The sequence below is a fragment of the Massilia sp. R2A-15 genome, from assembly GCF_030704305.1.
Taxonomy (GTDB): domain Bacteria; phylum Pseudomonadota; class Gammaproteobacteria; order Burkholderiales; family Burkholderiaceae_D; genus JAFCUW01.
In genome coordinates this window covers 4,894,207-4,915,574 of sequence record NZ_CP131935.1, presented here as the reverse complement: position 1 = coordinate 4,915,574, position 21,368 = coordinate 4,894,207, and the positions used below count along the sequence as shown (strand labels likewise).

19 protein-coding genes are annotated in these 21,368 nt (G+C 66.5%); all 19 read right to left on the bottom strand.

What is annotated here, in order from left to right; all coding sequences use genetic code 11:
* Nucleotides 1-3 precede the first annotated feature (3 nt).
* Nucleotides 4-1,191, bottom strand: a complete 1,188-nt coding sequence (locus Q4S45_RS22675) for a lipase family protein (RefSeq protein ID WP_305507810.1) — start codon at nt 1,189-1,191, stop codon at nt 4-6.
* Between the two features lie 31 nt (nt 1,192-1,222).
* Entirely contained in the window at nt 1,223-1,705 is a 483-nt protein-coding gene (locus Q4S45_RS22670; RefSeq protein ID WP_305507809.1) for a DUF6795 domain-containing protein, read from the bottom strand.
* Entirely contained in the window at nt 1,702-2,637 is a 936-nt protein-coding gene (locus Q4S45_RS22665) for an isochorismatase family protein (protein ID WP_305507807.1), read from the bottom strand. The genes Q4S45_RS22670 and Q4S45_RS22665 overlap by 4 nt, the downstream gene beginning before the upstream one ends.
* Nucleotide 2,638: 1 nt before the next feature.
* A complete protein-coding gene (locus tag Q4S45_RS22660) occupies nt 2,639-3,592 on the bottom strand; it encodes a hypothetical protein (RefSeq protein WP_305507805.1) in 954 nt (317 codons plus the stop codon).
* An 11-nt stretch (nt 3,593-3,603) separates the two neighbouring features.
* Complete coding sequence (locus tag Q4S45_RS22655) at nt 3,604-4,071, bottom strand: carboxypeptidase-like regulatory domain-containing protein (RefSeq protein ID WP_305507804.1); 468 nt, start codon at nt 4,069-4,071, stop codon at nt 3,604-3,606.
* Between the two features lie 83 nt (nt 4,072-4,154).
* Nucleotides 4,155-4,613 carry a hypothetical protein gene (locus Q4S45_RS22650; RefSeq protein ID WP_305507802.1) on the bottom strand — a complete coding sequence of 153 codons (459 nt, stop codon included), beginning with the start codon at nt 4,611-4,613 and terminating at the stop codon, nt 4,155-4,157.
* A gap of 13 nt (nt 4,614-4,626) precedes the next feature.
* Complete coding sequence (gene tssH, locus Q4S45_RS22645) at nt 4,627-7,347, bottom strand: type VI secretion system ATPase TssH (RefSeq protein WP_305512176.1); 2,721 nt, start codon at nt 7,345-7,347, stop codon at nt 4,627-4,629.
* A gap of 17 nt (nt 7,348-7,364) precedes the next feature.
* Nucleotides 7,365-8,375: a type VI secretion system baseplate subunit TssG gene (gene tssG / locus Q4S45_RS22640; RefSeq protein WP_305507801.1), complete on the bottom strand. Its 1,011-nt coding sequence runs from the start codon at nt 8,373-8,375 to the stop codon at nt 7,365-7,367.
* On the bottom strand, nt 8,360-10,240 hold the full coding sequence (gene tssF / locus Q4S45_RS22635) for a type VI secretion system baseplate subunit TssF (RefSeq protein ID WP_305507799.1): 1,881 nt from the start codon (nt 10,238-10,240) through the stop codon (nt 8,360-8,362). Before tssF ends, tssG begins: the two co-directional genes overlap by 16 nt.
* On the bottom strand, nt 10,237-10,734 hold the full coding sequence (gene tssE / locus Q4S45_RS22630; RefSeq protein WP_305507798.1) for a type VI secretion system baseplate subunit TssE: 498 nt from the start codon (nt 10,732-10,734) through the stop codon (nt 10,237-10,239). Before tssE ends, tssF begins: the two co-directional genes overlap by 4 nt.
* Nucleotides 10,727-11,524, bottom strand: a complete 798-nt coding sequence (locus Q4S45_RS22625) for a type VI secretion system accessory protein TagJ (protein WP_305507796.1) — start codon at nt 11,522-11,524, stop codon at nt 10,727-10,729. Before Q4S45_RS22625 ends, tssE begins: the two co-directional genes overlap by 8 nt.
* Nucleotides 11,525-11,614: 90 nt before the next feature.
* Nucleotides 11,615-12,109, bottom strand: a complete 495-nt coding sequence (locus Q4S45_RS22620) for a type VI secretion system tube protein Hcp (protein ID WP_305507794.1) — start codon at nt 12,107-12,109, stop codon at nt 11,615-11,617.
* 100 nt (nt 12,110-12,209) lie between these two features.
* A complete protein-coding gene (tssC, locus tag Q4S45_RS22615; protein ID WP_305507792.1) occupies nt 12,210-13,697 on the bottom strand; it encodes a type VI secretion system contractile sheath large subunit in 1,488 nt (495 codons plus the stop codon).
* A gap of 30 nt (nt 13,698-13,727) precedes the next feature.
* Nucleotides 13,728-14,228, bottom strand: a complete 501-nt coding sequence (gene tssB, locus Q4S45_RS22610) for a type VI secretion system contractile sheath small subunit (protein ID WP_305507790.1) — start codon at nt 14,226-14,228, stop codon at nt 13,728-13,730.
* A gap of 54 nt (nt 14,229-14,282) precedes the next feature.
* Nucleotides 14,283-15,320 carry a type VI secretion system protein TssA gene (gene tssA, locus Q4S45_RS22605; protein ID WP_305507788.1) on the bottom strand — a complete coding sequence of 346 codons (1,038 nt, stop codon included), beginning with the start codon at nt 15,318-15,320 and terminating at the stop codon, nt 14,283-14,285.
* On the bottom strand, nt 15,313-15,687 hold the full coding sequence (locus Q4S45_RS22600) for a hypothetical protein (protein WP_305507786.1): 375 nt from the start codon (nt 15,685-15,687) through the stop codon (nt 15,313-15,315). The genes tssA and Q4S45_RS22600 overlap by 8 nt, the downstream gene beginning before the upstream one ends.
* A 69-nt stretch (nt 15,688-15,756) precedes the next feature.
* The gene (gene tagF, locus Q4S45_RS22595; RefSeq protein WP_305507784.1) at nt 15,757-16,536 is read right to left on the bottom strand and encodes a type VI secretion system-associated protein TagF; all 780 of its coding nucleotides are present in this window, start codon (nt 16,534-16,536) and stop codon (nt 15,757-15,759) included.
* Nucleotides 16,536-20,060, bottom strand: coding sequence for a type VI secretion system membrane subunit TssM (gene tssM, locus Q4S45_RS22590; protein WP_305507782.1), 3,525 nt, complete (start codon nt 20,058-20,060; stop codon nt 16,536-16,538). The genes tagF and tssM overlap by 1 nt, the downstream gene beginning before the upstream one ends.
* Before the next feature lie 14 nt (nt 20,061-20,074).
* Complete coding sequence (locus tag Q4S45_RS22585; RefSeq protein WP_305507780.1) at nt 20,075-21,340, bottom strand: DotU family type VI secretion system protein; 1,266 nt, start codon at nt 21,338-21,340, stop codon at nt 20,075-20,077.
* Nucleotides 21,341-21,368 lie beyond the last annotated feature (28 nt).

Below are 21,368 nucleotides of genomic sequence, written 5' to 3'. Positions count from 1 at the left end.
CGCTTACATGTTAGCGAGGCGTAGTGCCTGGTACGCCATTGTTGAGAGCGCTCTAAATAGCAGGTCGAGGACCCAGCGGATAAAACTTACAGTCAAGTTAGTGCCGGCCACAAAATTTCGCCCAAGGAACTTCATGATCACTGAAATCAACTTTGTGGCGCTATTCTTTATTTTTTGCGATTCCAATATTCCCCGATGGAGAATCATCGTCAGGTGATCGACGACTGTGGCGAAACCCATGATCGTCTCGCCTGCCGCAACATAGGTATCCCCAGCCGCACTTCGCAAGATGTGATTCAGGCATTTCATGATCATCCACAGCGCCTTGGCCGAATAAATTTGAACCGCGCCTCCGCTCGCGCTCGCCGATTCGAGCCACGCCATCGCCTGTTCTGACCAAGAACCGTTCACCCGCGCCTCCAAATTCTTCCAGTCTTTCCGACTACAACTTTCAATGTAGCGCTCGAGGAAATGATTGCAAAAATTGACACCGCCCCAGCTGGGAATCATGTACTGAGCTGAATTATTCGGGACATGAATGAACGGGAAGATTGGCAACATCGTTACTGGATCGGACTGATTGCTGACCCTGAACATGTTCTCGGCCCCGACCTGGTTGCTTAGCTGCTCGCTGAAGCTATCAACGCCAACCCGCGGCGAACCAAATGTGTACAGCTTCACAGCCAGGCCGCGGACTCTCAGATAATCCGCCGTGATCGTGGCTAAGGCGCCGCCAAGGCTATGCCCAACGATGTGAACGATGGTCGGATTCTTGTGCGCCTTCCGAAGGTAGTCGCGCAGCGCCGGCTCGAAAGAATCGAATGTCCGCAGGAATCCGCGATGAACCGCAAAACCCGACGGGCCCCGATGCAAAGTTTGTTGAAAATCGGTCACCCAGTCCGCACCAGTGATGGTGCCCCTTATGCCGATGAGCAACTCATGCTTCCTGTCTTCCACCCCCTCAGCGATATATCCAAATCCTGATTCACTTCGAGAAAGATTCCCGCCGCTGCTCCCGCCGAATCGATTGCTCGACTCCATCGAAAACTGTCCGCTGATTTTCAAGCTGTCATTGATCCCTTTTTGCCCTCGCGATTTGATGACATCCCAGCGATTCGCTTGCCGCAGCAAATAAACACCGTCAGCGATGCGAGCAGCCTGCTCCGCGCCTAAAGCAATCGTCGTATTCATACGAAACTCCTTAGTCTTAAAAGCGATTGGACTATCTAATTCGGCAGATCCCGTCTACGTCGGTTTTCTCGTCATAAATCCGTTCGTTTGTAAGTTCGCAAACCAGATCTATCGGCTTTCCGTGCAATTCGCCATTGGCGTCATAATTTTTTTTAGTGAAGAACCAGGCCAGGTACTCTTTGCCGCCGTGAGTGATGCTGATTTTTTGCGGAACATCGGGGCGCGCGGGAGCGATTGACGCCAACAGAGAGCGTCTACTGATCTGAGGGAAGGTAAATTCCCCTTTGCTGTTCGTCGTGGCCGTGTCGGTCTTCGATTCCTCCGTAAAACCGAATTCGAACCATCGCGTCACCAGCGCATCCTTCACTGGCGTCCCTCGAATTAGGACCACCCCGCGTACATTCGAAAATAGAATCTTGTTCCATCCCATCGCACTCACCTCCGTAGCCAATAACATTGTTGAGAAAGCTAGTGCACCGATCGAAGCAGCCAACATGTTTAGCGGCGTCTTCATACGTGCGGCCCCATATACGGCCATCCATCCTGCGCGCGCAGCGGCCGGTCGCCGGAGGCCAGCACGAAGCGCGAGGTGACCACATCGAATCCGTAGTCGACGAATCCCGGCTCATATCCCGGCCCCACCGTGCCGGTGCCGAAAATCGACGCAGCCACGCACATGTTGGCGTCGAAGCCCGTCACGAACACGTGGGTGATCCCTCGTTCCACCAGACTTGCGCGCAGCGGCGTATCGGTCAGCACGCTGTTGCGGCTTGCTGAAATCAGGGTCGGCGCCGCCCACAGCGCGCTGTCGAACACGCCATTGAGCTCCTTGCCGACCGGCGTGGTGTTCTTGCTGCACACGTAGACCGGAATGTGCGCCGGCCTTTCGTGGTCGTCGAATCGGGTGGCGTCGATCAGGCGGACGATATGTTCGCCGACGGTCGAACCTGTGCCGAACTTGAGGTTCATGCCCTGAGCTTCGAAGTCGTCGCCATACAGGTCGATAATGACCAGTGCGGGACGGCTGCCGGCTTTCGCAAGCCGCGTCATTTCGGCGCCAAGGCCGCGATCGAGCGGCGTGACGCGCGGCGCCTGGCGCTGCTGGGGCATCACCCGCGCCGCACCGTGAATCAGCACCGACTGGGACGGCGGCGGCCGATAATCATCCAGCCCGCACTCCACGCACAGCTTGGTCGCCAGCCCGCCGCTGACCCGGTCGCGCTTGGCGAATTCGTTCGGGTGGCGCTGCTTCCAGGTGTACACCGCGCCAATCAGCTCCTGGCGCGCGCGCGCTTCGGCAACGGCGCCGATTGCCGCGTGACAGCGCACCAGCGCCTCGCGCACGTTGTCCATCTCGGCGCTGTCCCAGCCGATGTAGGCCATCGGGCCGCCGCGCCGGGTCTCGTTGACAAATTGGTCACGGGTCACGGTGATCGGAAGTGGCATCTCATTGCTCCGCAATAGGGGAAATCGTTCGTATCCCGGTTTCGGTCAGCACCGCCAGCGCAACGATGCCGTTGTCCAGATCCGGCCTTCGCTCCGCCCATTGATCGAGCTTGCGCCGCACCACCAATACGGTATGCACGGGCGTGTCACTGCGCTGCGCGGTCTCCAGCGCCCGCAATGGATCGCACGCGTAGTTGTTGCAGATATCGGAGCGCATGTCGCGGGGCAGCGTGCAGCCTTTTGCGCCGTGATGGATGCAAGACCCCGCCTGGGTCCGCGCCGCCAGCCGCTGCTGGTAGGCGGCGAGCACTTCGTGCGCCCGGGCGTCCGGGTGCTGTCCCATGTATCGCCGGATCGTGGCGACGGTGAGGTACGCGTGGTCGCCGCCGCTCGTGCAGCAGCCGCCGCCGCACGCCGCACACATGTGACCCGGGAGGCGCGATCTGTATGGCGCCGCCTCGCCTTCGTCCTGCGACGGCGGCAACGGCCCCGCTGCGAAGGCGGCGGCGATCGTCGCACGCAGGCGCTCGCGATATCGCTTGCGGCGCAGGCGCGACAGCTTGATTTCGCGGTGTGGGCCAGACCCCAGCACCGCTTCCTTAATGACCCCAGCCGCGGCCGCTTGCTCAGCACTCGCGCGCAGCGCCCCCCAGCTGGCATCGTTCTCGCGCGCTTCGTGTCTTGCGCGCTCTTGCGAGCGACGATTGAATGCGGCCTGCTCGCCTAACTGACGCACGTGACGCTGCAGAAAAGACTTGAACAGTAGCTCGCCCATCGCAGGCCTTCTGGCGATCACCATGCGACAGGCCACCTGCCGGCACACCGGATAGGATTCGCGCGAACGCGCCTGCAATGCCGCCCCGCAGACAGCGCAGGCGATAGCGCCACCATCATTGAACTTGAAGACATCGGCTGCAGTCTTCGCAGCGACTCCTGGTGTCAGGTAGGTTGCCATCGCGTCCCTGGTCAAAGTAATTTGCAGATGCCGTTCACGCTGTCGCGAATATGGAAACCGTTTTCACGCGTCAGTTCGCAATCCAGATTCATTGGCTTCCCATCGAGCTCGCCGTTGACTTCGTAATCGTGCTTGAGCGTCTCCCATGCGACGTATTCCTCCCCCTCGTGGTCGATGTAGATAAACTGACCTATCACCGGCTCATGCGGGATGAATGCGGAGATCGACTCCCGCTCAATCTGGGGAAAGTGGAACTGACCATCGCTATTGGTGATGGTCTCGTCCTTCCCTTTCTCCTTCCCCCAGCGCCAGTTGAATGCGCGCCGCACGGTCACTCCGCTCAACGGTTTTCCCTCCTTGAGAACAGTGCCATGCACCTGCGAAAAGAGAACTCTGCTGAACCGGCCCATCGCATTTACCCCGAACGTCAAGAAGTACAAGACAATCACTGCACAGGGAAGTGAAACCACTTTTCCCATTCGACTCATGGATGAAAATGCCTCCCCCTTGGATTCAGTACGTCGCCTCGCAATTCCCCCAAGCCCACCTCACTGCTCGCCACCTAGTTCTCGAGTCGAGGGCGATGCACCGAATCCGGACCGGATATCCAGGTCGAGCTACGCAATTTCAAGTCGACCAAGTACATCCCTCCCATCTCACTTTCGACTTCCAGCTGCCCGCGGATTGGGTTCAGCCGCATGCTGCGGAAGTAACGGCCGGGCTGGAACGGCGCGCCGGCTTGCACCGGCACCTCGTACACCTTCAGCATCCACAACCGCTTCCCTGTAGCAGGATCGACCGCGACCAAATAGCCGCCGGGCTGTGTTCCTCCGTACCGGAAGCTCTCCAAGTCCTGCTCATACCGCACCCCGTTATGAAAAATCGGTTTCACTTCGGGCGGAGCCGGGCGGCTCGTGCCGGGCGCTTGGCTACTCACGGACTCCTGCTGCTTGCTGTTGATCGAATGCCCACACCCTGCAATCGAAATCAGGAGCACGAAAAGCGACAAATGGCCTTTCATGCCCCTGTCACTGCTACTCGATCCCGTATTCGAACTCGCCGTTCGCTGCCGACACCCGCACCGCCGACACCTGGCGCCCATCCATCATTCGCGTCAGGAACTCGCGGCTGATATCGGGCAGCATGGTGTTGGTCAGGATCGCGTCGATCATGCGCCCGCCCGATTCGGCCTCGGTGCAGCGCGACACCACCAGCTTCACCACGTCGTCGCCGTACTCGAACGGGATCTTGTAGCGCGCCTCGACGCGCTTCTTGATCCGGTTCAGCTGCAGCACGACGATCTTGCCGAGCATCTCGTCGGACAGCGGATAGAACGGGATCGTCACCAGGCGCCCCAGCAGCGCCGGCGGGAACACCTTCAGCAGCGGTTCGCGCAGCGCCTTGGCCATGCCGTCCGGGTCGGGCATCAGCTCCGGATCCTTGCACAGGCCAGCGATCAGGTCGGTCCCGGCGTTGGTAGTCAAGATGATCAGGGTGTTCTTGAAGTCGATGAACCTGCCCTCGCCGTCCTCCATCGAGCCCTTGTCGAACACCTGGAAGAACATCTCGTGCACGTCCGGATGCGCCTTCTCGACCTCGTCGAGCAGAACCACCGAATACGGCTTGCGGCGCACCGCCTCGGTCAGCACGCCGCCTTCGCCGTAGCCCACATAGCCCGGCGGCGCGCCCTTCAGCGTCGACACCGTATGCGCCTCCTGGTATTCGCTCATGTTGATGGTGATGAGGTTCTGCTCGCCGCCGTACAGGGCTTCGGCCAGCGCCAGCGCGGTCTCGGTCTTGCCGACGCCCGAGGTCCCCGCCAGCATGAACACGCCGATTGGCTTGCTCGGGTTGTCCAGCCCCGCGCGCGAGGTCTGGATGCGCTTGGCGATCATTTCCATCGCGTGGTCCTGGCCGATCACCCGCTTGCCCAGCAGCGACGCCACCTTGAGGATGGTCTCCATCTCGTTGCGTGCCATGCGCCCGACCGGGATGCCGGTCCAGTCGCCCACCACCGCGGCCACCGCCTGGTAATCGACCGTCGGCAGGATCAGCGGATGCTCGCCCTGCAGCGCGCACAGCTGGTCCTGCACCGCTTTCAGCTCTTCCATCAGGTCGGCGCGCTCGGCCATGTTGACCGGCGCCGGCGCCTCCTTCGCGGCGGCGGCCTCGAGCCGGCTGCCAGTGCCCTCCACCGGGCGCCCGCCGTCGCGCAGGCGAGCGCGCAGCGCCAGCAGGCGGTCGACCAGTTCGCGCTCGCCGTTCCAGCGCAGCTCCAGCGCCGCCAGGCGCGCGCGCTCCTCTTCCAGCAGCGCGCTCGCATCCAGCCCGCGCTTGCCGGTAGCGATGCCGATCGCGTCTTCGCGGCCGATGATGGCAAGCTCGGTCTCGAGCGCCTCGATGCGCTTGCGGCTGTCGTCCACCTCCGGAGGCGTCGCGTGCAGGCTGACCGCCACGCGCGCGCAGGCCGTGTCGATCAGGCTGACCGACTTGTCGGGCAGCTGGCGCGCCGGGATGTAGCGGTGGCTCAGCTTCACCGCCGCCTCCAGCGCCTCGTCGAGGATCTGCACCTTGTGATGCTTTTCCATGGTCGAGGCGACGCCGCGCATCATCAGGATGGCGCGCTCCTCGCTCGGCTCATCGACCTGCACCATCTGGAAGCGGCGCGTCAGGGCCGGATCCTTTTCGATGTGCTTCTTGTACTCGGCGAAGGTGGTCGCGCCGATGGTGCGCAAGGTGCCGCGCGCCAGCGCAGGCTTGAGCAGGTTGGCGGCGTCGCCCGTGCCGGCCGCGCCGCCGGCGCCGACCAGCGTGTGGGTCTCGTCGATGAACAGGATGATCGGCTTCTGGCTGGCCTGCACTTCATCGATCACCGAGCGCAGGCGCTGCTCGAACTCGCCCTTCATGCTGGCGCCAGCCTGCAGAAGGCCGACGTCCAGCACCAGCAGCTGCACGTCCTTGAGCGAAGGCGGCACGTCGCCGCGCGCGATGCGCTGGGCGAAGCCTTCGACCACCGCGGTCTTGCCGACGCCCGCCTCGCCCACCATGATCGGGTTGTTCTGGCGCCGCCGCATCAGGATGTCGACCATCTGGCGGATCTCGTCGTCGCGTCCGACAATCGGATCCATCTTGCCGCTCCTGGCCTGCTCGGTCAGGTCCACCGTGAATTTTTTCAGCGCCTCCTGCTTGCCCATTGCGGCCGGGGCGATCGCGCCGCTCGCCTCGCCCGGCGCCGCGCCGCCACCGGCCTGGAACCCGTCGGTGGCGGTGAGCGCGCTTTCCGGCGAAGCGCTGACCAGGCGCGCGAATTGCTCGGTCAGCTGCTCGGCCTTGATGCGCTCGAACTGGCGGCTCATCGCGTACAGCGCATTGCGCAGGTTGGCGGTCTTGAACATGCCGACCACGATATGGCCGCTGCGGATCTGCGACTCGCCGAACATCAGCGTGCCATAGACCCAGGCTCGCTCCACCGTCTCTTCCAGTTGGGACGACAGGTCAGTAACGGCCGTGGCGCCGCGCGGCAGCCGGTCCAGCGCGGCGGTCATGTCGCGCGCCAGGCCGGCCGGATCGAGCTCGAAGTGGCGCACGATGCGGTGCAGGTCGGAGTCCTGAAGCTGCAGGATCTGATGGACCCAGTGCGCCAGCTCCACGTAGGGATTGCCGCGCAGCTTGCAGAACACCGTGCTGCTTTCAATGGCGCGGTAGCACAGCGAATTGAGTTTCCCAAATAACGCCACGCGACTGATTTCGGTCATCATCGTCCCCTTATGTTTTAGCCCGCGAGGGCTTTCGGTTTAATTACCAGTTGTCCTTCTGTGCGCAGGGCTGGACGGCTTCCCAGCCAGCTGGTCCAGCCCAGCCGCGCGCCGCCGCCCAGGCGCGCTGTCGGCACCTGCTCCCGTTTCAGGATCAGGCGCACATCCCAGTCCAGTGCGATGCCCGCGTAGTTGTCCACCCACGCGGCGAGCCGCTGCATGCTCTCCCCGCCCGGCAGCAGGCGGCTGTACTCGGCGTAATCGAGCGGGCCGATCACGATGCGAAACTTGTGCTGGCAGTCCCACACCTGGCGTCCCAGCACGGCCGATACGCCGAGCCGGCCGCCGCGATCCTGCGCGCCGATCCGGCTCTGGACGTCGCCCGGGAGCCGCATCCAGTGGCCGACAAACTGTTCCACCGTGACCGGCTGGCGGAAGTAGGCGCCTAGAATGCTGGCCAGGCCCGAGGCCGGGCGCTTGCGGCTGGCCAGCAGGCCGGCGAAGTGCAGCTTGGCGAAGTCGCCGATCCGGTCGCGCTCGCGCAGCGCCGGCGCGCCGATGCCGAACAGGCTGCCCACGTAGGTCGAGAAGCGGTCGCCGTCGGGCCGATCGAGGCTGATGACCGGCTCGGCGCCGGCGCGGGCGCGATAGAACAGCGCCAGCATGCGGTTGTGGAAAATGTCGAGGAAGGCGCCGACGGTCGGGTCGGCGGCGTTGCGGGCGCGCTCGCGCGCGTACTCGGTCAGGTGCAGCGGCAGTGGCCCGTTGGGGCCGAACAGGCCGAAGAAATTCACCGCCAGGCGCGCGCGCGCGTCGCCGCGGGCCGGCTTGAAATGGGCCAGCTCGCCAGGCTGGAAGCACAGCGACGGATCCTGGCCGAAGCGCACCGCGTCGTCGCGCGGACGCAGCGAGGCGCCGATGCGAGGCTGCTGCGGATAGGCGTTCTCCAGCAGGCGCAGCGCCTGGAAGAAGTCCATCCTGTGCGCTCGCTCGGCCAGCTGGCGTTCGACGTCTACAGGATCTCGCATGCGCCTCCCCTTGCCGGCCAGCGCATGATCTCGCCGCGCGCGACGCTGCGGATCACGGTTTCGGTGAAGGCGTTGATGGACACGTATTGCGCGAAAAAGCGGTTCAGCACAGCCCCTAGCAGGAAGGCGCCGGAGCCCTCGAACGCGGCGTCGTCCATCGTCACCGTGATCTGCAGGCCGCGCCCGAAGGTGATCGGCCCGGGCGTGGGCATGCGCCGCGTGACCGGCGCCGCGGAAATCGAGCGCACGCCTTCGACCTGGCGCTGCATGTTGACGTCGGCCGGATGGCAGTACAGCGCCAGCATCTCGCGTAGCGCCAGCGCGCCCTGGTCGGGATCGGAATCGGTCAGCGACAGGTGATTGAGCGAGAGCTGGTTGAGCAGGCGCCACGCCACGCTGCCTTCGGCGAACGAGGGAAACGGCTGGCTCGGGCCGGCCAGCACGCGCACCGCCTGTACCGGCCCGCCGTTCTCGAGGATGAAGTCGGTCTTGCCGATCCCGAGCGGCATCGACAGGGGCAGGTCGCGGTTGGTGCACCACACGTTCAGCCCGAGCTGGCGCAAGTCGCCGCGGTACGGCGCCTCGGCCGCGTCGACGATCGAGATGAACGCTTCGCTGCCGATGTAGGATGAGCGCGGCCCGACCAGGCGCTGCCGCTGCGAGGTGGTGCGCTTCTCTCGGCGCAGCTGGAAGAAGGCTTTCTCCTGGTGCAGGCTGCCGATATCCTTTGCCGTGTAGAAGGCGCGAAACGGCTGTTCGGAGTTGGGGCCGGCGCCGTAGCCGGTCACGTCGTCGACCTGGTAGACCTCGAAATCCATCGGCCGGGTGCGATCGACCAGGACGTGGTATTCGAGCTGGTCGCCGGAGACGTTGATGCGATCCGCGCGGCGCTTGAACAGGTTGATCGCGGGCGTGCAGTTGAGGGCGAAATTGGACACGTCCAGGCCTTGTTCGAGCTGGGCGTCGCTGCGATTGAGCAGCACGATGATGTCGACTTCGGACTCGGCGCAGCAGCGCAGCGCCGGCGCCAGGCCGGCCAGCTCGACGAACAGGAAGCGCTCGGAGAAGGCGAAGTATTCCTGCAGCAGCCGGTAGCCCTGAAAGGTGCGCGCGCCGCTGGGCAGCAGCGCCTGGTCTTCGTCGAAGCCGATCGGCTGCAGCGCCGACTTGGGCAGCAGCCGGTGCCAGGCCGCCGGGCGAGATCCGGGCAGCACCAGCACCCCTTCGACCGCGCCCAGCAGCTTTTCGTAGACCCGCGCCGGCAGGTCGTCGCCGCCGCGCAGGTTCAGGCACAGGCGGTCCAGCGCCAGCGTATTGAAGGCGATGCCGCCGGCGGTGCGCAGCCGCAGCCGCAGGCCCGCCTTGACCCCGGGCGGCAAAGTCGCGTCGACCCCGGCCAGAGCGCCGCTGTGGGTGAAGAACTTGGCCTCGGCCAGTTCGACCGGCCACAAGGTCAGCTCGTGCGCGGTGCGGTATTCGCAGGCGGTGACGTCTTCCTTGCCCAGCACGCTGTGCATGGCGCTGCCGCGCGGCACGCGAAAGCCGGCCTTCAGCGCGGGGTTGGCCAGGTCGGGCTGCAGCTGGACTACGGCCATCGACGGCGTGGGCGCCAGGAACTGCGGATAGACCAACTCCGACAAGTGCTGGGTAAAGCGTGGGAATTCCGCATCGATCTTCATCTGCACGCGCGCGGCCAGAAAACTAAACCCCTCCAGCAGGCGCTCAACGTACGGGTCGGCGCATTCGAAGCCTTCCAGCCCGAGGCGGCCGGCGATCTTCGGGTACTGGGTGGCGAACTCGCCGCCCACTTCGCGCAGATGCTGCAGTTCGGCGCTGTAGTAGCGCAGGAAGCGCGGGCTGCTCACGAGGCCCCCTGGTCGACCAGCCGGATGCAGGCCAGGTCGACGTCCAGTTCCGTCTTCAGGTACAGCCGCTCCGGATAGGGCTGGGCCCACAGGTCGGCCTCGATGTCGAACATGATCTTGTTGACGCTGTCGTTGGGCACCGCCTTGACCGACACCGAGGCACGGATCAGGCGCGGCTCGAAATCCCAGATCGCCTGGCGGATGCTGCGTTCCAGGTCGCCCACGTTCATCGAAGCCAGCGACACGCCGGAGATGTCCGGGATGCCGTAGTTGATGACCGAGTTGGCGACGTGCGGCAGGCCGTGGCGCTCCACCACCGAAAACAGGTTGGTGGTGTTGAGCAGCCACGCCAGGTCGCGCAGCACGCCCTCGCGCAGCGAACGCACCGACATCACCCGGCGATCGCGCGATTCGACCGACTTGTCGGCTTCGTCGTCGGTCAGGCGGTCGAGTAGCGCGGGCTGCAGCCGCTCGCGCGGGGCCAATTCAGCCATGCTGCGCGTCCTCGCCGGCCGGTTCGATCTCCACCAGGCGCACATCCATCAGGGGATAGTCGGCGCTGTCGGTCGCGAGCATGCGCTGGCCCACGCCGGCGCCGCCGTCCTGCCATTCGGTGCGGCGCGCCAGCATCAGGGCGTCGTCGCCTTGCCCGACCGTGCCGGCGTAGCGGGTCGGGATCAGCCCCATGGTCTGGGCGCCGTTGGCCCAGGTGAACGAAGCCGCGGTCCACACCGTGTCGCGCAGGTCGGACGGCGGCTCGATCTCGATCCGGCTGATGCGGCAGAACGGAATCCAGAAATAGCGTCCGTTGACGACGGCTTCGAGCACGGGGCCGAGGCGCTGGTCGGCGTCGGCGATCCAGTCGAAACGCTCGCCGTCGATGCTGCCGGACGACGCGGGCGCGGCCTCGAGCGCCTGGGCGCGTGCGGCGGCGGCGCGGCCCGGATCGTCGCGATCGAGCCGCAGCGCGTCGATCAGCAGCGCCAGCCAGGGCTGGGGTTCGCCGAACACCAGCGGCGCGCGCTGGCCGGAAAAAATCTGCAGGCGCAGCGCTTCGCACTGGATCGCCTCGCGATAGGTCTGCACCATCGGCAGGGCGCCTGCATCGAGTTCGCCCACCACGTTCAACTGGGTCAGGGCGCGGTCCCACTGGCCGAGCACGGAGAGCAGCTGGAACAGGAAGATCCTGTCCTTGGGATTGGACGCGTTCTTGCGTACCGCGTCCTGCAGCGCCCCGAGGGCGCCGCCGAGGTTACCATCACGTACGAGCTGTAGGGCATGCATCGCGGGCTCCACGCCGTCGCCGGCGGCTGAAAAAATCGGAAAAAGCCGCGCCGCCTGGCTCGGCGGCGCGGCTGGTACTGGCCGGCGCGATCAGCCGGCCGCGTGGTTCTCGGCGATGTTCCAGGCGAAGGTCTTGTCGCCCGCGACCGTGCCCTTGCTGTCCTGCGGCGTGTAGTCGAACTTGACCTCGCCGAAGTTGAGCGTGACGTTCTCGGTCAGGCGGTCTTCGCCGCCACTGCCGCCAGTCGACACCGACGTCACGATCACTTCCTTGAGCGTGACGTGGATGTACTTCTGCTGGCCTTCGCCGGCCTTGCGCACCAGCAGTTCCACCTTGTCGATGTGCGAACCCTTGGCCAGCGCCACCATCAGCGCGCTCGACGAGGCGTCGATGTACTTGGTGAACGACAGGTCCTGGAAGTTGGCCTTGCCGGCGCCGCCGCCACCGCCCATGTGGGTGCTGCCGGACTGGCTCATGCCCCAGCTCCAGGCCAGCACGTCGATGTCGCCCTTCGGCCCCTGCACCTTGTCGCGCGATTCCCCTTTGATGTTGGCGCCCATGTTGATGAACATATCTAATGCCATTTTTATTCTCCAGTAAATGCCGGCAACCGGTTTGCCGGACCTCGGTTGGTACTTCGAGAACGCGGACCTGCAACCGTCCGCGCGGCACAACAACACACGATCAGGTCTTCGCCGATGGCAGCTTGGACACCAGGCGCAGCGACACCGTCAGGCCTTCGAGCTGGTAATGAGGCCGCAGGAAGAACTTCGAGGTGTAGTACCCCGGGTTGCCCTCTACTTCCTCGAGTACCACCTCGGCCGCCGCCAGCGGTTTCTTGGCCTTGGTGATCTCGCTCGAATTGGCCGGATCGCCGTCGACGTACTGCATGATCCATTTGGTCAGCCAGCGCTCCATCTCCGCGCGCTCCTTGAACGAGCCGAGCTTGTCGCGCACGATGCACTTGAGGTAGTGCGCGAAGCGGCAGGTGGCGAACAGGTACGGCAGCCGCGCGGCCAGGTTGGCGTTGGCGGTGGCGTCCGGATCGTCGTACTCGGCCGGCTTGTGCAGCGACTGCGCGCCGATGAAGGCGGCGAAGTCGGTGTTCTTCTTGTGCACCAGCGGCATGAAGCCGTTGGCCGCCAGCTCCGCTTCGCGCCGGTCCGAAATGGCGATCTCGGTCGGGCACTGCATGGCCACGCCGCCGTCGTCGGTCGGGAAGGAGTGCACCGGCAATCCCTCGACCGCGCCGCCCGACTCGATTCCGCGGATGCGCGAGCACCAGCCGTATTCCTTGAACGAGCGGTTGATGTTGACCGCCATCGCGTAGGCCGCGTTGGCCCAGGTGTAGCCGGTGCTGCCCGGCGCGCTGGTGTCTTCCTCGAAGTCGAACGCCTCGACCGGATCGGTGCGGGCGCCGTACGGCTGGCGCGCCAGGAAGCGCGGCATGGCCAGGCCGACGTAGCGCGAATCCTCGGACTCGCGGAACGAGCGCCACGCGGCGTGCTCCGGCGTCTGGAAGATCTTGGTCAGGTCGCGCGGGTTGGACAGTTCCTGCCACGATTCCATCAGCATCACCGACGGCGCCGCCGCGGCGATGAACGGCGCGTGCGCGGAAGCGGCCACCTTGGCCATCGACGCCAACAGCTCGACATCGGGCGCGCTGTTGTCGAAGTAGTAGTCGGCGACGATGGCGCCGAAAGGCTCGCCGCCGAACTGGCCGAACTCCTCCTCGTACATCTTCTTGAAGATCGGGCTCTGGTCCCAGGCCGTGCCCTTGTACTTCTTGAGCGTCTTGCCCAGATCGTTCTTCGAGATGTTCATGACGCGGATCTTGAGCGTCTCGTCGGTCTCGGTGTTGTTGACCAGGTAGTGCAGGCCGCGCCATGCGCCCTCCACCGCCTGGAACTGCTCCGAGTGCATGATCAGGTTGATCTGCTCGGTGAGCTTCTTGTCGAGCTGCGCGATCAGGCTGGAAATGGTGGCCAGCACGTCGCCCGACACCAGGTTGGCGCCGGCCAGCGCCTGTTCGGCCAGTGTGCGCACAGCCACTTCGACCGATTCCCTGGCCTTGTCGGACTGCGGCTTGAATTCCTTCTGGAGCAGGCTGCTGAAATCGCTCACTTCGAGCGTGCCGGCGTCTTCCTGCATTAATGCTTCTGATTGAGCCATTGTCGATTCTCCGGTGATGGTTGGTCGGGCTTACGCTTGCGGCTTCGGCGCCGCGGTCAGCGCCTGCATCAGCGCGGGTTCGGCCAGCAGTTTCGCGATCAGGTCCTCGGCGCCGGTCTTGCCGTCCATGTAGGTCATCAGGTTCGACAGCTGGCTGCGCGCGTCGAGCAGCTTGCCGAGCGAATCGACCTTGCGCGCCACCGCCGCCGGCGTGAAGTCGTCCATGCTTTCGAACGTCATGTCGATCGACAGGTTGCCCTCGCCGGTGAGCGTGTTCGGCACCTGGACGGCCACGCGCGGCTTCATCGCCTTGAGCCGCTCGTCGAAATTGTCGACGTCGATCTCGAGGAATTTGCGCTCGGCCACCGGCGCCAGCGGATCGGCCGGCTGGCCGGACAGGTCGGCCAGCACGCCCATCACGAACGGCAGCTGGACCTTCTTCTCGGCGCCGTAGACTTCGACGTCGTATTCGATCTGCACGCGCGGCGCCCGGTTACGTGCAATGAACTTCTGACTGCTCTCTTTACCCACGATGGTGTCCTCCATGATTGAACAACGATGCCTGCCCCATTCACTGCTCCCCCCTTATTCCCGCTGTCCGCTGACTGCCGTCAGCTGCGCCATTCCATCCGGCGCCAGGTCTTCCAGGATTTCAAAAAAATTTTTCGGCACCAGCCGTTTGGCGCGCGCCAGCAGCAGCGGCACCGGGCTCGATGGCTCGTGCTGCTGGTAGTAGTTGCATATCTTGTCGAGCATGCGCAGCACGTCGTCGCGGCTACCGATGTCGCCGCTGATGGCGGCTGCGCGCGCCGGCGCACCGGGTGCGCTGGCCGCAGCGGGAGCGGCGCCGTCCTGCGCATCGGCTGCGGGGGCCGCGGCCGGATTGGCCGCGTCGAGGAAATCGCGGCCGCGCCGCAGCATGCGCGTGAGCGGCTCCAGGTTCAGGGCCTGCGAGCTGCCGACCCGGCGCACCAGCAGCGCTTCGATCTCGATCGCGCTGTCGAGCGCGATCCGCATTGCCTTGCCCGCGGCGGCCAGGCGCTCTGGTTCGACGTCGCGTATCGCCGCTTCGACCGAGGCCATGCTGAGCTTTTGCTGGCCTTCGGGCGGTTCGACTTCGCCGTTGGCGATTTCCAGTTCGCGCAGGCTGAACGGTCCGAGGCCCGGCAGCATCAGCAGCGGCGCCTCCTTCACTTCGCGCAGCACGGTGCCCGCATCGACCAGCGCGGCCAGCGAATTGATGCGCAACAGCGGGTCCATCCCGTCGTCCGGATCGAGCTGGGGATGGACGCTGTCCCAGCGCTCCTCGAGCAGGCGCGCCAGCAGCTGCATGCAGGACGCCAGCCCGGCCACGCCTTCGAGCGCCGTCGCAGCGCGCAGCATCGGTGCGATCACCCGCAGGTCGCGGCTGCGTTCGAGCAGGCCGGCGGCGAGGCGCCGCACCACTTTCCAGTCGGGCGGCACGCGCGCCATCACGGTGGCGCCGTACTGCACCTCGGGCTTGCCCTGGGCTTCCTGTTCGAGTTCGAGGAAGGCCGGGTCGTATTCAAGGTTCGGCCCGCAGGGCGCGTCCGCCTCGACTTCACGCAACAGTGCTTCGACGTCGATGGTGGTGTCACGCATGATCGTTCCCTTTCGAGGGCGCGTCGCGGCGTTCGCCCTCCAGCAGACGCCAGGATTCCGTGGTGCTGGCTAACAGAGTTTCATAGTTTGGATAAAGGCCGTCATGCATGACGCCCTCGCTATACGGGCCGGCTAGTTCGCCGAGCGCGCGATCTATATCCATGACTTGTTCCGACAGATGCTCGTCGGCGTCGACTTCGGCGTCGACCATGGCGATGCTGTCCAGCAGGCGGCAGCGTTCCATCACGGTCGCCGCGATCGCAATCATCAACGTGCGGGTGGAGATTTCCATCTTCGTCTTCGAAGAAAAACACGAGCGCGCCGGCGGACTTTTAGAGACATTTCGCAATTCGTCAGTTGGCATCATGGTTCAGGCTCCCTGCGGTGATGTAGCCGTGTGAGGCAAATGTTTGGAGTGAAAGGTTCGTCCCGCTTGTCATCCGGTGTCGCCAGGTAAAGGCCGGGTCAGGTCGGCGGCAATTGCGCCGGCCGGCGCCAGCTTTCGGGTGGCGTCGTGGTCTTCGTAGCGCCAGCCGTGCGCCGCCCACTGGTCGTCGAACAGCGCCACCGCCAGTTCCGGCTCGGGCAGCAGTTCGAGCGCCAGCACGGTGCGCGGCGCGCCGCCCGCCAGCACGCAGGCCGGGCGCCGCAGCGCGGCCAGCACGCCGGGCACCAGGCCATAATCGCCGGGACTGTTCATGCGCCAGGCCAGCGGCCGCGCGGCGCCGCCCAGCGGCAGCGGCTTGGTGGCGTCTTCCATCGCCAGGTCCGGCGGTGCCGCCTGCGGGGCCGGGCCAAGCCGGGCGAGAGCGGCTTCGAAATCGGTCAGTTCCAGCCCGTGCGCGATCGCGTGGCGCGCCACCTGCTCCAGCGCGCCGAACCAGGCCCCGGCGCCAACCAGCGCAGCGAGCGGGTCGAAGCGAACGCCCTGCGCCAGCGCGATGGTGAGCGGGAACTGGCGGCCAACCCGGTCGCGGCTGGGCAGCACCAGGCCGATCCAGCCCTGCTGGTCGATGCATCCCGGCGCCAGCGCGAACTGCCAAGCCGGCGCCGCCATGTAGTGGCCGGTCCAATGCGGTTCGAGCGCCGCGCGCGCAGCCAGCATCGATTCCTGCAGCCAGCGGTCCCAGCGCGCCACGAATTCAGACGGCAAGCGCCGCTGCACGAAGTCGCCGTGGGCCGGCAGCTTGCCGTAAAAGCCGGGAAGCCCGTTCATCAAGCCCCCTTCCTGCGGCCGGGGCACTGGAAGCTCTCCAGCGCGCCCAAGCGGAACGGATTGAGTACGCTGCTGGCGCGCAGTTCCAGCACCAGCTTCTTGCCGTCGACCTGGTAGTTCAGGCGCAGCCGCTCTGGCGTCGCGCCCGGCTCGAGCTGCGCCTTGTCGAACAGCCGGAACAGCGCCCAGTTGCCTTCGCCGACGACCTGCGCGCCGCCGCCGGCCGGCGACAGTTTCGCTTGCGCGGCTGGACGTTGGGCCGGCCACTTGAGGCGGATCGCGCCCTGCCCCGGCGCGAGCTTGGTCTGCTCGCCGTCGTAGTCGAATACCGCGCCCCCGCCATCGGCCGCCACCAGCACCAGGTCGGCCGAAGCAGCGGGCTGGCCGCCGCGGAAGAAAGCCTTGCGCACCGTGTCGGCGTTCTGGAACTGGCGCAAGGTGGCGGCCGAAATGGTGGCGGCGCCTTGAGCGCCCGGCCGCGCGCGCCAGCTGGCGCCCGCCATGTCGACCTGGCTGGCCAGGTTGGCCTGGAAGTACTTGTCCAGGTCCCCGCCCGGCGCGAACACCGCGGCGAAGTCCTCGGTGGTCACTTCGGCCTGGGCCGACTTGACGAATGGGTAGCGCCCGCTGACGGCCTTGTCGCAGAACGCCGAGGCTCCCTGCGCGCCCGCTTCGAGCGTCTTGCCGCCGGCCGCGGCAGCCTGCCCGCTGGAGCTGACCAGCAGCGAGCCGATGATGCCGGCCAGCGGCGGCGGCAGGCCGGCCGCGTCGGCCTTGAGTTTTTCAGCTGATGCGATGCCCTGCACCGGTGCACTGCCGCCGCGCAGGCCGCTCTCGAGCGCGCTCAGTTCTTGGTAGAAGTCGCCCAGGCGCGCCAGCAGCGCATCGACCGGAGCGCCGGCCATGCGCCGGATCGGCTCGAAGTGCTGGTCGACGCGCAGTTCTGGCGCGGCCACGGCGGTGGGCGCCGCAATCGCCGGCGCCGCGCTGCCAAGCACGCTGCCGACCACGCGGCGCGCCGATTCGAGGACCTGGCTGCGCGCCGCGCCCGCAATCGCGTCCTGGGCCTTCTCGGCGGCGCCCTTGTCGGCGGCCAGCGTGGTCTCCTGGCCCACCGCCGCCACCAGCTTGCGCAGCGGCGAGTCGGGCCCGCTCAGCACACGCGCATACAGCACGGTGTCGGCCAGGCCGCCCGACGGCTTGAGGCGAATGTCGGCCAGCAGCTTGTCCCATTCACGGGCATAGTCCTCTAGATAGCGCCGCTTCACTTCGGCCACCAGGCCGGCGCGCGCGGCGGGCGTGGCGGTGGCGGCCTGGTCGCCCAGCACCCACCGCTCCTCCGCGCCCATCTGCGCCGCCACTTTTTCGGCTTGCGCCTTGAAGCTTTTCAGGTAGCCGTCGCGCGTGTACAGGGCCGGGAACGGCGCCGACAAGGGCTCGCCGGACGCACGCGCCAGCACCTGCGCGCCGGCCGGACCGGTCGCCTCGGACAGCCGGAACGGCGCGATCTCGGGGCCGGTGCCGAGCAGCTTGATGCGGCTGTAGACGCGGTCGGCCAGCGAACTGGCGGCCAGCTGGCGGCGCGCCGAGGCCACCAGCTCCTGGTTCGGCGGCGCGGGCAGCTCCAGCGGACGGCGCTCCAGCGCGGCGCGGATATGGCCGGCAAGGTCTGCGCGGCTGTCGCGCCCCTCGATGCGGCCCAGGCGCGGTCCCCAGTCGGCCACCACCCATGCTTCCACCGCTTCCGGATCGAGCCGCTTGTCGTCGTGCAGCATCAGGTAGGTTTTCAGCGCTTCGTACAGGATCTCGTTGTTCGGCGGTTCTTTGATCTGCTGCTCCAGCCGCAGCGACACGCGCGCCAGAAGGGCGTCGCGCAGCAGGCGGCGATAGGCGACGATCGCCTGCTCGCCCAGCTTGTCGCCCTGGAAGAGGCCGAAGGTCAGCGACAGCGGCACCGGCCGCGCGCGTTCGGCGTAGGCCCACGGCAGCTCGCGCGCGTCGTTCAGCAGCGGCAGCGCCTGCGCCAGGTCGTCGGCGCGCGGCGCGGGCAGCGCCGCCGCTTCGGCCTGCACCACCGCAAGGCGGGCGGCGTCCTGCTTGACCAGCGCGGCGTTGCCGCTGTAGCTGACGCCCCAGGCGACCAGCAGGCCGGCCGTCAGCAGCGCCATCGCGGCCAGGCCGCCGCGCACCATCCACTGCCGCCGCTGCGCGCGGCGCGCGTTGAAGCCGGCCAGGCCTGCCTCCGGGAACACCACGTCGCGCAGCACGCGCATCAGGAAATAGCTTTTCCCGCTTGCCGCCGGGGGAGCCAGCACCTTGCGCGCCAGTCCGAGCGACCGGGCCAGGCTGCCCAGCACCCGGTCGAGCGGCGTGCCCTCCTGGGTGCCGCTGGTGAAGTACACGCCGCGCAGCAGCGGCGGCTGGGCGAAGCGGCTCGACTCGAAGGCCTGGTCGATGAATTGCGTGACCAGCGGGCCGGCGAGACTGAACTGCTGCGGAAAGCCGAAGATCGCCGCGCGCCGCTGCGGATCGCGCTCGGCCTGCATGCGTTCGGCCAGCCCCGCATTGAGGCGCCGTTCCAGGCCGCCGAAGGCACTGTCGAAGGCTTGCGCAAAATTGAATCCGGCCACGGCGGCTTCGCGGTAGGGGAAGGTCACGCCCCACACCTGGGCGCGCTCCTCCTGACCGAGGTCGGCGAAGTATTCGGAGAAGCCGGCCAGCAGGTCGGCCTTGGTGACGACCAGGTACAGCGGAAAGCGGGTGCCGAGCCGCTCGTACAGTTCGGCGACGCGGCTGCGCACGGCCGCTGCATAGGCGTTGCGCTGCGCCTCGTCCTGGGTCAGCAGGTCCGACAGCGACAGCGTGACGATCGCGCCGTTGAGTGGGCTGCCCGGGCGGAATTTGGTCAGCAGCGCGAGGAATCCCTGCCAGGCCGCCGCGTCGACCTTCTGCTCGCTGTCCTGCGTCGTGTAGCGTCCCGCGGTGTCGAGGAACACCGCTTCGTCGGTGAACCACCAGTCGCAGTTGCGGGTGCCGCCCACGCCCTTGATGGCCTCGACGTTGCCGCCTTCGGCCAGCGGGAAGCGCAGCCCGGAGCGGGTCAGCGCCGTGGTCTTGCCGGAGCCCGGCGCGCCGATGAACATATACCAGGGCATGCGCACCATGTACTGGCGACCGCCACCGCCATTGGAACGTACCTTGCTGAGCACCGCGGAGGCCTGCTCGAAGCGCTCGCGCAGCTGCGCCAGCTCCTCGCGCGAGCGCCGCTCGCCCTCGTCCTCGGGGCCGGCCGCCATCTGGTCGAGCATCTTGCGGTTGGCGCGCCGCAGCAACAGCACGCGCGCCGCCTCGTAGATAATCCAGGCGGCCACCAGCACCAGCGAGGCGATCACGCGCGCGCGGCGCGTTTCGAGCGGGCGGTTATCGGCGAACGCCACCAGGTCGCCGACCAGCAGCACCAGCAGCACCAGCGCCAGCACGCCGAGGCCGCCGAGGAACCAGCGATGGGTAAGGATCTTTTTCATGGCTGCGATCCCCCTCAGGCGCCTGCGTGGCGCAGGATGATTTCGACGCGGCGGTTGCGCGCGCGGTGCGCTTCGGAGTCGTTCGGCTGCAGCGGCTCCTGGTCGGCGCGGCCTTCGGCGCTCATGCGCGCAGGATCCTTCACCACCGTCGACATCTGGCGCAGCACCGACTGGGCGCGCTCTTGCGACAGCTTCCAGTTCGACGGGAAGCGCGCGCTGCGGATCGGCTGGTCGTCGGTGTGGCCGGTCACGGTGACGCGCCCGCCGACGGAGTTGAGGGCGGCGGCAACCCGCTCGACGATCGGGGCGAACGCCGGCTGGATGGCCGCGCTGCCCGATTCGAACAGGTCGTTCCCGCGCAACAGCACCCGGCTTTCGCCAGCGGTGTCGGTCACTTCCACCAGCCCCTGGGCGATTTCGGGCGCCAGGAAGCGCGACAACAACGGCTGGCTTGGCGGCGCCGCGCGTACCTGCGCCACCGGATGGTTGACCTGAAGGGCGCCGAAAGCCAGCGCGTCGGAAGTGCGGTTCAGCGAGAAGGACAGCCACAGCCAGACGCCGAACAGCAGCAGCGCGGTCACTGCGCCGCCGGCCCACAGCGCCACCATGGTGCCGGACTTGCCCACCTCGGTACGCTCGCCACGCCACTGCGCGCTCAGCTCCGGCTCGACCGGTCCGCGCTGGGTGCGAATCATGTCGGCGAGGCGCTCGCGCAGGGCGTCGAGCTGGGCGCGGCCGTTATCGAGCACGCGAAAGCGGCCTTCGAAGCCCAGACACAGGCACACGTACAGCAGTTCGAGCAGGTCGATATTGCGGCGCGGGTCTTCGGCCAGCTTGTTGAGCAACTGGTAGAACTTCTCGCCGCCCCAGGCCTCCTGGTGCAGCGTCACCAGCAGGCTGCGCTGGACCCAGTCGGCGTTGCCGCCCCACGGCGTGCCGGCCACGGTTTCGTCGATCGTCGTGGCCAGCGCGTAGCGCGCCACCATGATCGCCTCGGGCGTGACGCCGCGCGCGCGGGCCGCCCGTTCGAACTGCGCGATCTGCAGCAGCAGGCTTTCGCGCAGTCCGCCCGGATCAGGGTGGACCACCGTGGCGCGGATGCGCGGCACGGCCGCCAGCAAGGCGCTGGCGCATGCGACCAGTGGATTCATGCCGGCCAGCGCCTGCAGTTGCGCCGGTGTCGGGTCGCTTGCCTGCGGGTCCGGCGCCATGGCCGCCGCGGCCGGCCGGCCGACTAGCCGGGTGGCGTCGCTGTCGTCGTAGCTGTCGTTGCTGTTCATGTATTGGGGCGCGTCGGCGCCTGTTCAA

What these genes read in the sequence shown, in the direction of transcription:
- Q4S45_RS22675 (WP_305507810.1), bottom strand. Translation starts at nt 1,191, where the DNA reads ATGAATACGACGATTGCTTTAGGCGCGGAGCAGGCTGCTCGCATCGCT.
- Q4S45_RS22670 (WP_305507809.1), bottom strand. Translation starts at nt 1,705, where the DNA reads ATGAAGACGCCGCTAAACATGTTGGCTGCTTCGATCGGTGCACTAGCT.
- Q4S45_RS22665 (WP_305507807.1), bottom strand. Translation starts at nt 2,637, where the DNA reads ATGCCACTTCCGATCACCGTGACCCGTGACCAATTTGTCAACGAGACC.
- Q4S45_RS22660 (WP_305507805.1), bottom strand. Translation starts at nt 3,592, where the DNA reads ATGGCAACCTACCTGACACCAGGAGTCGCTGCGAAGACTGCAGCCGAT.
- Q4S45_RS22655 (WP_305507804.1), bottom strand. Translation starts at nt 4,071, where the DNA reads ATGGGAAAAGTGGTTTCACTTCCCTGTGCAGTGATTGTCTTGTACTTC.
- Q4S45_RS22650 (WP_305507802.1), bottom strand. Translation starts at nt 4,613, where the DNA reads ATGAAAGGCCATTTGTCGCTTTTCGTGCTCCTGATTTCGATTGCAGGG.
- tssH (WP_305512176.1), bottom strand. Translation starts at nt 7,347, where the DNA reads ATGACCGAAATCAGTCGCGTGGCGTTATTTGGGAAACTCAATTCGCTG.
- tssG (WP_305507801.1), bottom strand. Translation starts at nt 8,375, where the DNA reads ATGCGAGATCCTGTAGACGTCGAACGCCAGCTGGCCGAGCGAGCGCAC.
- tssE (WP_305507798.1), bottom strand. Translation starts at nt 10,734, where the DNA reads ATGGCTGAATTGGCCCCGCGCGAGCGGCTGCAGCCCGCGCTACTCGAC.
- Q4S45_RS22625 (WP_305507796.1), bottom strand. Translation starts at nt 11,524, where the DNA reads ATGCATGCCCTACAGCTCGTACGTGATGGTAACCTCGGCGGCGCCCTC.
- Q4S45_RS22620 (WP_305507794.1), bottom strand. Translation starts at nt 12,109, where the DNA reads ATGGCATTAGATATGTTCATCAACATGGGCGCCAACATCAAAGGGGAA.
- tssC (WP_305507792.1), bottom strand. Translation starts at nt 13,697, where the DNA reads ATGGCTCAATCAGAAGCATTAATGCAGGAAGACGCCGGCACGCTCGAA.
- tssA (WP_305507788.1), bottom strand. Translation starts at nt 15,320, where the DNA reads ATGCGTGACACCACCATCGACGTCGAAGCACTGTTGCGTGAAGTCGAG.
- Q4S45_RS22600 (WP_305507786.1), bottom strand. Translation starts at nt 15,687, where the DNA reads ATGATGCCAACTGACGAATTGCGAAATGTCTCTAAAAGTCCGCCGGCG.
- tagF (WP_305507784.1), bottom strand. Translation starts at nt 16,536, where the DNA reads ATGAACGGGCTTCCCGGCTTTTACGGCAAGCTGCCGGCCCACGGCGAC.
- tssM (WP_305507782.1), bottom strand. Translation starts at nt 20,060, where the DNA reads ATGAAAAAGATCCTTACCCATCGCTGGTTCCTCGGCGGCCTCGGCGTG.
- Q4S45_RS22585 (WP_305507780.1), bottom strand. Translation starts at nt 21,340, where the DNA reads ATGAACAGCAACGACAGCTACGACGACAGCGACGCCACCCGGCTAGTC.